Source organism: Phycicoccus sp. Root101 (assembly GCF_001426245.1).
Classification (GTDB): domain Bacteria; phylum Actinomycetota; class Actinomycetes; order Actinomycetales; family Dermatophilaceae; genus Pedococcus.
In genome coordinates this window covers 297,180-308,201 of sequence record NZ_LMCM01000001.1, presented here as the reverse complement: position 1 = coordinate 308,201, position 11,022 = coordinate 297,180, and the positions used below count along the sequence as shown (strand labels likewise).

Below are 11,022 nucleotides of genomic sequence, written 5' to 3'. Positions count from 1 at the left end.
ACCGACAACGGCGACCTGCGAGCACGGGACGGCCCTCAGGACGTGCTGCGGCCGTGGCTGCTGGTGATCTTCTCGGCGATCGCGGCGAGCTTGGTGTTGGTCCGGCTGGAGGCGCTGCGCAGGATGGCGAAGGCCTGCTCGGCGTCGACGTCGTGGGCCGCCATGATGAGACCCACGGCCTTGCCGATCTCACGGTTGCTGTCCAACCCGCGACGCAGGTTCTCGACGTCGGACTGGCGGTCGGCCGCGGTCAGGGCGACAGAGGTGAAGGCGGCCAGGACGGCACCGATGTCTGCCGACTCGCTCGTGAGTGCACCCGGGGTGTCGGAGAACACGTTGAGTGCGGAGCGTCCGTTCTCGCCCTGCTGGAGGCGGTAGCCGATCATCCCCCGCACCGGCGTGCGTGCGATCGTCAGCTCGGCCAGGGCCGGCCAGGTCGAGGAGGAGGTGATGTCGTCGTCGCGCTGGAACGAGTCCTCGAGGATGCTGTCCAGGCAGGGTCCCTCGCCCGCCTCGGTCTCCAGCCGGTCCATCAGGGCCGCCACGTCGTCGTTCGATGCCCGGGAGATCAGCGTCCGGTCCGCCCCCAACGTCGCGATGGAGATGTGGTCGGCACCGGGGATGACGTCCGCTGCGCGCAGGCAGATGGTGTCGAGGACCTCTTGGTGGTCGGCGCCCGAGTAGACGAGCTCGGCCAGGGAGGCGAAGGCCTCGGAGGCCTCGGAGGGAATGCTGGGTGACATGGGAGCAGTATCGCCCGCCCGGCAGTCAGCGCACACCCCGGTGGCTGCTCCTGTTGCGGGTGGGGTCCTGCGGTGGTTGTGTTGAAGGGAAGACACGTGGTCCAACAGCGGCGCCATGGCTCTCCTCCGCGCGACGGGACCCAGATGGCCGCTCTACCCGAACGACGACCGCTCACCGACTCCTCCCCGGACGACCTCGCATCCCGCCACGACCGGGCCGACCAGCTGCTTGCGCGCGCCGAGACGTGTGCCGACGCCGACACTGCCGGGCGACTGCGCCAGGAGGCCGTGCTCCTCACCCTCGACCTTCCCGAGCGGGTGGCCCGCCGCTACTGCGGGCGCGGGATCGACACCGACGACCTCGTGCAGGTCGGTCGGATGGCGCTCGTCAAGGCCGCCCACGGCTACCGGGTCGGTGCCGGCAACGGGTTCGCCTCGTACGCGCTCCCCACGATCCTGGGGGAGGTCAAGCGCCACTTCCGCGACACCGGCTGGGCCGTGCGCCCGCCCCGACGCCTCCAGGAGGTCCGCGTCCAGGTCATCGCCGAGGAGGACCGGCTCAGCCAGGACCTTCACCGTTGGCCCACGCCGACTGAGCTCGCCCAGGCGCTCGCGGTCGACGTCGAGGAGGTGCGCAGCGCGCGGCTGTCGGGCGCTGCCTACACGGCCGTGTCGCTCGACCTGCCGACCGAGGACGGGGGCGGGGTCGACGTCGTGGCCCGGGAGAGCGCCGACGTCGAGCACCTGCTGCGCCTCCAGGTGGTGCGTCAGGGAGTGGAGCACCTCAGCGAACGTGAACGGCTGATCGTCCACCTGCGTTTCGTCGAGGAGCGGACCCAGTCAGAGATCGGCAGGGTGCTCGGGGTGAGCCAGATGCAGGTGTCGCGGCTGCTGACGGCGATCATCGCCGGCCTCCGCCGCGAGCTCGTCGATGTGGCTGCGGCCGCCTGAGGAATACACCCCCCAGGGGTATCGTTGCCCCGACCATGGACACCCACACGATGCACCCCGCCGGCGGGTCGCTCTGGAGCCAGGCGACGACAGCCACGCTGCACTGCCTCACGGGCTGCGCCATCGGGGAGGTGCTGGGGATGGTCATCGGCACCGCGCTCGACCTGCACAACCTCGGGACCGTCCTGCTGTCTGTCGTCCTGGCGTTCGTCTTCGGGTACGGGCTCACGATGCGCTCGGTGCTCAGCTCGGGCCTCGCGCTGCGGGCCGCCCTCGGTGTCGCGCTCGCGGCGGACACGGTGTCGATCTCGGTGATGGAGGTCGTCGACAACGGGTTCATCCTCGTCGTCCCGGGTGCCCTGGACGCCGGGCTGGCCAGCTGGTTGTTCTGGGCGTCGCTGGTGGCCTCGCTCGCCATCGCGTTCGTCGTCACGGTGCCGGTCAACCGGTGGCTCATCTCCCGTGGGCGGGGCCACGCCGTGGTCCACGGGCTGCACCACTGACGGCTCAGGCAACCACCCACCACGCGTGTGCACCTGCTCCACCCCTGCTGGCCTGCGCTAACCTAGCTTCATGGCACGGCAGCTCCTCCTTCGATAGCCGCGTTGGCCCCCGGATCACCGAGGCCACCGCGGCCAGCCCCTCCACCGCGAGGGGCTTTGTTGTGAGTACCACCTGCTGTGGGTACCCGCAGCGAGAGCAGCCCCCGTCCGCCAGACGCGACACGACACGAGGATGAGATGAGCGAGACGCCGCACCGCTACACCGCCGAGCTGGCCCAGCAGATCGAGCTGGCCTGGCAGGACCGCTGGCAGGAGGAGGGCACCTTCCACGCGCCCAACCCCGCCGGTCCCTGGGCCGAGCCGGAGAAGGTGGCCGACCGCGAGAAGCTGCTCGTCCTCGACATGTTCCCCTATCCCAGCGGCGCCGGGCTGCACGTGGGCCACCCCCTGGGCTACATCGCCACGGACGTCTTCGCGCGCTACCACCGGATGACCGGCAAGAACGTCCTGCACTGCCTGGGCTACGACGCGTTCGGCCTTCCCGCGGAGCAGTATGCGGTGCGCACGGGCCAGCACCCCCGCAAGACGACCGAGGAGAACATGGTCGTCATGAAGCGCCAGCTGCGCCGGCTGGGGCTGGGGCACGACGACCGCCGCACGATCGCCACGATCGACCCGGGCTACTACAAGTGGACCCAGTGGATCTTCCTGCAGATCTTCAACTCCTGGTACGACCCCGAAGCCGTGCGGCCCGACGGTGGCGTGGGTCGGGCCCGCCCGATCGACGAGCTGGTGCAGGAGTTCGCCTCGGGGGCTCGTGCCGTCCCCGGGGGCGGGGACTGGGCGTCCCTCGCGCCCGTGGAGCGCTCCGCGGTGCTGGACGACTTCCGGCTGGCCTACACCTCGGAGGCGCCGGTCAACTGGGCCCCCGGACTGGGCACCGTGCTGTCCAACGAGGAGGTCACCAACGACGGGCGCTCGGAGCGGGGCAACTTCCCCGTCTTCAAGACCAACCTGCGCCAGTGGATGATGCGCATCACCTCCTACTCGGACCGTCTCGCCGACGACCTGGACCGCGTGGACTGGCCGGAGAAGGTCAAGGCCATGCAGCGCAACTGGATCGGGCGCAGCCAGGGTGCACACGTGAGGTTCCCGGTCGTCGGGCACGACGCCGCGATCGAGGTCTTCACGACCCGTCCCGACACGCTGTTCGGCGCCACCTTCATGGTGCTCGCCCCCGAGCACCCGCTCGTCGACTCGCTGGTCCCGGCCGGCGAGTGGGCTGCCGGGACGAACCCCGCCTGGACGGCGGGCGAGGGGTCGCCGGCCGCTGCCGTCGCGGCATACCGGCTGGCGGCGTCGCGCAAGAGCGACCTCGAGCGACAGACCGAGGGCAAGGACAAGACCGGTGTCTTCACCGGTGCCTTCGCGACGAATCCGGTGAACGGGCAACAGGTTCCGGTCTTCATCGCCGACTACGTCCTCATGGGGTACGGCACCGGCGCCATCATGGCGGTCCCCGGTCAGGACGAGCGCGACTGGGACTTCGCGGCGAAGTACCAGCTGCCGGTCATCCGGACCGTCCAGCCGACCGAGGGCCACCCGGAGGACCAGGCGTTCACGGGCCAGGGTGCGGCGATCAACTCCTCGAACGACGAGATCTCCTTGGACGGCCTGCCGATCGCCGAGGCCAAGGCCGCGATCATCGACTGGTTGTCCGGCAAGGGACTCGGTGAGGGCACCGTCAACTACAAGCTGCGCGACTGGCTGTTCAGCCGGCAGCGCTATTGGGGTGAGCCGTTCCCCATCGTCTTCGACGAGGACGGTGTCGCGCACGCGGTGCCCGAGTCGATGCTGCCGGTGGAGCTGCCGGACGTCCCCGACTACTCTCCCAAGACCTTCGAGCCCGATGACGCCTCCTCGCAGCCCGAGCCGCCTCTGGGTCGGGCGCGTGAGTGGGTCGAGGTCGAGCTCGACCTGGGTGACGGCCGTGGGGTGCAGAAGTACCGTCGCGAGACGAACACCATGCCCAACTGGGCGGGCTCGTGCTGGTACTACCTGCGCTACCTCGACCCGGCCAACGACGCGGCGTTCGTGGACCCGGAGAACGAGAGCTACTGGATGGGTCCGCGGGAGACGCCGGTCGACGGTGCGCCCGCGGGCGTGACCGACCCCGGTGGCGTCGACCTCTACATCGGTGGTGTCGAGCACGCGGTGCTGCACCTGCTCTACGCCCGCTTCTGGCACAAGGTGCTCTACGACCTGGGCCACGTCAGCAGCGACGAGCCGTTCCGGAAGTACTTCTCGCAGGGGTACATCCAGGCTCCGGCCTACCGTGACGACCGCGGCCAGATCGTCCAGGCGACCGAGGTCGTCGAGGTGCCCGACCACGCCGGGGGCGAGCCGTCCTACACGTGGCAGGGCAAGCCGGTCACCCGCGAGTTCGGCAAGATCGGCAAGTCGCTCGGCAACGTCGTGAGCCCGGACGAGATGTGCGAGCAGTACGGAGCCGACACCCTGCGCGTCTACGAGATGTCCATGGGACCGTTGGAGCTCAGCAAGCCGTGGGAGACGCGAGCCGTCGTCGGTGCACAGCGCTTCCTGCAGCGCCTGTGGCGCAACGTGATCGACGAGGAGACCGGGGAGGTCCGGGTCGTCGACGGGCCCTTGGACGACGCGACGGCCCGGGCCCTGCACAAGACCATCGACGCCGTCTCGCGCGACTTCCCGACGCTGGGGTTCAACACGGCCATCGCCCGCCTGATCGAGCTGAACAACGCCTTGACCAAGCTGGACGCAGTGCCGCGCGAGGCCGCGGAGAAGCTCGTCGTCATGACGGCGCCGCTGGCGCCGCACATCGCCGAGGAGCTGTGGTCCCGGTTGGGGCACGAGGAGACGGTGACGTTCGAGGCCTTCCCGGTGGCCGATCCCGCCCTGCTGGTCGAGGACACCGTCACCTGCGTCGTGCAGATCAAGGGCAAGGTGCGCGACCGCCTCGAGGTCCCGGCCGACATCAGCGAGGACGCCCTGCGCGAGCAGGTGCTGGCCCTCCCGAAGGTCGTCGCCGCGACCGAGGGTGGCATCCGCACGGTCATCGTGCGGGCGCCCAAGCTCGTCAACGTGGTCCCGGTCTAGGTCGCGGGTCCAGGTCTCCGTTCCGATGAGCTGGGTCGAGGTCGTCGTGGCGCTGACCGCGCTGGCCTCGGCCCTGCTCTCGGGGGCGCTGTTCTCGTTCTCCGCGTTCGTCATGCGGTCCCTCGGGCGGCTCGACCCGCCGGAGGGGATCCGGGCGATGCAGCGGATCAACGAGGACGCGCCCCGCAGCCTGCTCATGGTGCCGCTGATGGTGTCGCCGGTGGGTTCCCTCGTGTCCGCAGCGGCGGTCCTGGCCGGCTGGGGTGTGGAGGGCTCTCCCGTGGGCGAGTCGCGTGCCCTCGTGCTGGCGGGTGCGGTCCTCGGGGTGCTCGCGTTCGTCGTCACCGCAGCTGCGAACGTCCCCCGCAACAACGCCCTGGCCACGCTCGACGCGGGCGACCCGGGCGCCGCCGGTGAGTGGGCGGCATACCGGGTGTCGTGGACCCGTTGGAACCACGCCCGGGTCGTGCTGGCCCTCGGCTCGGCGGTGCTGCTCGCGGCTGCCCTGCGCGGGTAGCCTTCGGACGTGTCCGTCGCCATCGTCACCGACTCCACGGCCTACCTGCCGCAGTCGGTCGTCGACGCCCACGGCATCCAGGTCGTGCCCCTGCACGTGGTGATCGGCGGCACCGAGTTCAGCGAGGGTGTCGACGTGACGACCGCCCAGGTGGCCACGGCACTGCGCGCGTTCCGGCCGGTGTCGACGTCACGGCCGTCGCCCCAGGCGTTCCTCGAGGCGTACGAGAAGGCTGCTGCCGGGGGAGCGGACGGTGTCGTGTCGGTGCACATCTCGGCCGACATGTCCTCGACCGTCGAGTCCGCCCACCTCGCGGCGAAGCAGTCCCCGGTGCCCGTGCGCGTGGTCGACTCGCGCTCCCTCGGCATGGCGATGGGGTATGGCGTCGTGTCGGCGGCTCTGCTCGCTGACGCGGGTGCCTCGCTGGACGAGGTTGCGGCACAAGCACTTTCACGCGCTGCCGGGGCCCGGGTCGTGTTCTACGTGGACACCCTGGAGCACCTGCGGCGTGGCGGCCGGATCGGCTCGGCCTCGGCCTTCCTCGGGTCGGCGCTGGCGATCAAGCCGATCCTCGAGCTCGTCGACGGACGCATCCGGCCCCTGGAGAAGGTCCGCACCTCGACCCGCGCCCTGGCCCGGCTGGAGGAGATCGCGGTCTCTGCGGCCACGTCGTCGGGAGATGGGTCCGGCGTCGACATCGCGGTGCACCACCTCGACTCCGCCGCCCGCGCCGAGGACCTCGCCGAGCGGCTGCGGTCGCGGGTGGAGAGCGCCCACGAGGTGTCGGTCGTCGAGCTCGGCGCCGTCGTGGGGGCGCACGTCGGTCCCGGAACGCTGGCGGTGGCGGTCTCCCCGCGTCCTGCGGCGCGCCCATCCACGCGTTCCGATGCGGAGCCCTCCCCGCGCTCCGCGGCGGCGGCCGACGGCCAGCCCCCGGTGGAGGCCTGAGCCGTCGTGGACACCCTCGTCACGCTCGGGCACGCCTCCTTCTGGGAGCTCGCCAAGGTACCGATCGCCGCGGCCGTGGCCTTCGTCGTGGGGGCGGTCAACCCGGCGACCATCCTCGCCAGGCTCCTGGGCAAGGACCTGCGGTCGTCGGGTTCGGGCAACCCCGGGGCGACGAACGCCGGCCGCGTCCTCGGCGCCCGCTGGGGTGTGGTGGTCGGTGTCCTCGACGTGCTCAAGGGGCTGCTGCCGGTCCTGCTCGCGGCGCACTTCCTCGGTGCCGTCACGGCGCTCGTCGTCGGGCTCGCGGTCGTCCTCGGCCACATCTGGTCGCCGTTCCTCAAGGGCCAGGGCGGCAAGGGCGTGGCGACGTCGTTGGGGGCGATCCTCGCCGTCGAGCCGTGGTTCGGGCTGGTCATGGTGCTGGTCTTCGTGCTGCTCGTGTGGCGGCTGCGGTGGGTCGCGGGGGCATCCGTCTCGGCCTGCCTGCTGCTCCTTGCCCTCGGCCTGGTGTCGTGGCTGCGGTGGGTGCCGTTCGGCTCGCGCGACACCGGTGCCTGGTGCGTCGTGCTGGCCCTGCTCGTCATCTACCGCCACCGGCGCAACATCGAGCTGTGGATCTCGGCTCGTCGCGACGCGACGTCCGGCGACGGCTCCTCGTCCACAGCCTGAGCTCCCCGCGATCCCTGTCCACAACGACCAGCCTTCGGGTTCGGCTGGTCACGGTGGGCTTCCTAGCGTGCCCGTATGCCGTTGCGCCGCCGCCCGCCCGAGCCCTCTCCACGACTGCGGGCCCTGCTCGCCTCAGGCAGCGCCCTTCCGGCTCGGGGCACGGCTGACCCTCCGCCGGCTGGGGGCACGGCTGACCCTCCGCCGGCTGGGGGCACGTCGGCGGCCCCACCGGTCACCCCGTGGCAGCCCGACCGTGACTGGCTCGAGGACGTGGGGGGTCCGCCTGCTGTCGACCGACGCCCGCCGCAGCGGCCCTCGACGGGTGGTCGGCACCGTCGACCGACGCCCCCGGGCCCGCGGTTCTTCGCCCTGCCCCAGTCGCTCGTGGGCGCGCGGCTGAGCGGTCCTCGTGCCGCCGTCGCGGGGCTGCTCATCGTCGTGGTGGTCGCCGCGGTCGGGTTCGGGGTGCGCGTTGCCTGGGCGCGAGCGGCCAGCGCTCCCGAGGTCGTCGCACCGGCCGAACCCGGGTCCGCAGTCGTGGGGCGTGCAGCGGGGGCGACCGGTTTCGCCTCGTCCAGCACGGCCTCGGGCGGTGGCGGCCCACCCGGCACCGACCGCGCGGCGACCACCCTGACGGTCCACGTGGTCGGCCAGGTGAGGAAGCCCGGGGTCATCACGCTCCCCGCCGGCTCACGGGTCGCCGATGCCGTGGCCCGGGCCGGGGGCGCGGTCCGCGGTGCAGACCTGGCCGCGGTGAATCTCGCGCGGCTGCTGGTGGATGGCGAACAGATCCGGATCCCCAAACCGGGTGAGTCCGCCCTGCCCGCGGGGGCGGGCACAGGCAACGTCGGCGGCGCCGGGTCGGGCAGCGGTCCGGGCAGCGGTCCGGGCGGTGGAGCGACTGGCGGGGGCACGGGTGCGGCCGGTGCGCCCGGCGCCAAGGTCGACCTCAACCGGGCGACCGCCGCCGAGCTCGAGGAGCTGCCCGGCGTCGGCCCGGTGCTGGCCCAACGCATCCTCGACTGGCGCACGGAGCACGGCAGGTTCGCGTCGGTCGACGAGCTCGGAGAGGTGAGCGGCATCGGCGAGAAAATCTTCGCGCAGCTCCAACCCAAGGTGACCGTGTGAGCGCGCGGGTCCATGACCCTGTCAGCACCCCGGCCCCCGGTCCTGACCTGCGCCTGCTCGCCCCGGCGCTCGTCGCCTGGGCGTTCACGGCGTCGGTGCTGTCCTGGTCGGTCAGGACCCTGGCGGTGGTCGGGGTGGTGGCGGCAGGCCTGGCAGGGCTCGCTGCCCTGGGTCGTCCTGGGCGCGAGGGTGGTGGCGTCCAGGGTCGTGGCTGGCCCAGCGCGCGCCCCGGCGCTTCGTCCACCTGGCTCCGGGCGATCGGGCTCTCGTTGGCGGGGGTGGCGCTCGTGGCGGTCTCGACGGCCGGTCACCTGGCCTCCCGGGCGGCCGGACCGATGGGTGCCCTGGCCCGGGACCACGCGGTCGTGACGGTCGACGGACTGGTCGCGTCCGAGCCGACGGTCCGCACCCTGCCGGGACGCGATGCCGTGACGGTCCGCTTCCGACTCACCGCCACGCGGGTGACGGCCCGCGGGGAGCGCTCCGACGTGCGCAGCCCCGTGCTGGTGATGGGCGACGGACGGTGGGAGCGCGTCCGGTGGCGCGAGGGCCTCCGGGTGCGGGGCAAGCTCGTCCCGGCCGAGGCAGGTGACGACGTCATCGCCGTGATCCGGCCGATCGGCGGTCCTGCCACGACGTCGTCGCCCGGCACGGTCGAGACCGGCGCCGACCGGTTGCGCTCCGGGCTGCGCACCGCTGCCTCACCCCTGCCCGCTGACGCGCGGGGTCTGCTGCCCGCGCTGGTCATCGGCGACACCAGCCGGACGCCCGACGACCTGACCGAGGCCATGCTCGCCACCGGCATGACCCACCTGAGTGCCGTCTCGGGCAGCAACGTGGCGATCGTCCTGGCGTTCGCCCTCGGCGGGGCCGGACTGCTCGGGGTGCGACGTCGCTGGAGGCCGTACGTCGCGGGGATCGCCCTGGCCGGGTTCGTCGTCCTCGCGCGCCCCGAGCCGAGTGTCATCCGCGCGGCGACGATGGGCGCGATCGGCCTGATCGGGTTGAGCAGATCGCGTCGGGCTGCAGGCATCCCGGTGCTGTCCGCCGCCGTACTGGTGCTGCTCGTCGTCGACCCGTGGCTGTCGCGCTCCTACGGGTTCGCCCTGTCGACGCTGGCAACCCTCGGCCTGCTGTTGTTCACCCGCTCGTGGGGCGAGGCCATCGGGCGCCGGCTGCCGGGACGGTTCCGGTCCTGGGGGCCCGCGATCGCCATCCCCGTCGCGGCCCAGGCGATGTGTGCCCCGGTCGTGGTCCTGCTGCAGGGGAGCGTCTCGGTGGTCGGAGTGCTGGCCAACCTGTTGGCGGCGCCCCTCGTGGCACCGGCAACCGTCTGTGGTGTCGCCGCTGCTCTGGTCGCACCGCTGTGGCCCTTGGGTGCGACGGGCCTGTGCTGGCTGGGCGCCCTGCCCGCCGAAGGGATCGCGTGGATCGCCCGCACCTGCGCAACCGTCCCGGGCGGCACGATGCCATGGCCCGATGGAGCCTTCGGCGCGGTCCTCCTCGCCGTCGTCACGGTCGCCGTCATCTCGTCCGGTCGGTGGTGGGCGCACGCGGCACGGACCCGGCCGGTCGCGATGCTGTCGGCTGCCCTCCTGGTGCTCGCGGCAGCAGCCCCGACCTCGACGGTGACCTGGCCGGCGCCAGGGTGGCGGTTCGTCGCCTGCGACGTCGGGCAGGGGGACGGGTTGGTGCTGGCCACGACATCCCGCCATGCCGTGCTCGTCGACGCCGGACCCGACCCGGCCGCGATCGACCACTGCCTGCGCAGGCTCCACGTCGAGGTGCTCGACTCGGTCGTGCTGACCCACTTCCACGCCGACCACGTCGACGGTCTCCCCGGCGCCATCGCGGGTCGCGAGGTGCGCGAGGTGCTGAGCACCCCGGTCCGCGAGCCCGACCACCAGTGGAAGGAGGTGGGGCAGTGGGCGCGGGCACGCGGCATACCCCTGCGGGAGGTGGTGGCTGGTGACCACCTGGCCTGGCCGGGGGTGACCGCGGACGTGTGGTGGCCGCAACGGCGGCTGTCGACGGGTTCGGTCCCCAACAACGCGAGCGTCGTCCTGGCGGTGCGGTCCGGGCCGGTCGACCTGCTCCTGCTCGGTGACGTCGAACGTGAGGCCGCCCACGCGGTGCTGCTCGCCCTTCGGCGAGACCCCACGATGAGCGCGCGGGCAGCCGGGTTCGACGTGGTCAAGGTGGCGCACCACGGTTCGGGCAACCTCGACGAGGACCTCATGGCAACGGTGGCTGCGCCCGTCGCCGTGATCAGCGTCGGCAAGGACAACGACTATGGTCACCCGTCACCGAAGGCGCTGGAGGTGTTGCGGCGCAACGGATCAGCGGTCTTCCGGACCGACCAGCGGGGTGACGTCGCAGTGGTCGCCGACGGCGGATCGGTCGGAGTGACGTGGCGCCGACGGTGAGC

At 72.1% G+C, this 11,022-nt stretch carries 9 protein-coding genes; 8 read left to right on the top strand and 1 reads right to left on the bottom strand.

From position 1 onward, the window contains the following. Positions 1-35: 35 nt before the first annotated feature. The gene (locus ASC58_RS01365) at positions 36-743 is read right to left on the bottom strand and encodes an ANTAR domain-containing protein (RefSeq protein ID WP_056918148.1); all 708 of its coding nucleotides are present in this window, start codon (positions 741-743) and stop codon (positions 36-38) included. Between the two features lie 144 nt (positions 744-887). On the opposite strand from ASC58_RS01365, the gene ASC58_RS01360 reads away from it, so the two are divergent. From ASC58_RS01360 to ASC58_RS01325, 8 genes are all read left to right on the top strand, one after another. Further along, positions 888-1,694 (top strand): sigma-70 family RNA polymerase sigma factor, encoded by an 807-nt coding sequence (locus ASC58_RS01360; protein ID WP_056918147.1) that lies wholly within the window; start codon positions 888-890, stop codon positions 1,692-1,694. 35 nt (positions 1,695-1,729) lie between these two features. Then, complete coding sequence (locus ASC58_RS01355; protein WP_056918146.1) at positions 1,730-2,197, top strand: DUF4396 domain-containing protein; 468 nt, start codon at positions 1,730-1,732, stop codon at positions 2,195-2,197. 237 nt (positions 2,198-2,434) lie between these two features. Beyond that, positions 2,435-5,332, top strand: a complete 2,898-nt coding sequence (leuS, locus tag ASC58_RS01350) for a leucine--tRNA ligase (RefSeq protein ID WP_056918145.1) — start codon at positions 2,435-2,437, stop codon at positions 5,330-5,332. A 25-nt stretch (positions 5,333-5,357) separates the two neighbouring features. Beyond that, a complete protein-coding gene (locus tag ASC58_RS01345) occupies positions 5,358-5,849 on the top strand; it encodes a DUF1772 domain-containing protein (protein ID WP_056918144.1) in 492 nt (163 codons plus the stop codon). Between the two features lie 9 nt (positions 5,850-5,858). Further along, complete coding sequence (locus ASC58_RS01340) at positions 5,859-6,797, top strand: DegV family protein (RefSeq protein WP_082552830.1); 939 nt, start codon at positions 5,859-5,861, stop codon at positions 6,795-6,797. 6 nt (positions 6,798-6,803) lie between these two features. After that, complete coding sequence (gene plsY / locus ASC58_RS01335; RefSeq protein ID WP_235529045.1) at positions 6,804-7,466, top strand: glycerol-3-phosphate 1-O-acyltransferase PlsY; 663 nt, start codon at positions 6,804-6,806, stop codon at positions 7,464-7,466. A gap of 270 nt (positions 7,467-7,736) precedes the next feature. Beyond that, positions 7,737-8,594 (top strand): helix-hairpin-helix domain-containing protein, encoded by an 858-nt coding sequence (locus ASC58_RS20395; RefSeq protein ID WP_235529044.1) that lies wholly within the window; start codon positions 7,737-7,739, stop codon positions 8,592-8,594. Continuing rightward, positions 8,591-11,020: a ComEC/Rec2 family competence protein gene (locus tag ASC58_RS01325; protein ID WP_056918143.1), complete on the top strand. Its 2,430-nt coding sequence runs from the start codon at positions 8,591-8,593 to the stop codon at positions 11,018-11,020. Before ASC58_RS20395 ends, ASC58_RS01325 begins: the two co-directional genes overlap by 4 nt. The last annotated feature ends 2 nt before the right edge of the window (positions 11,021-11,022 follow it).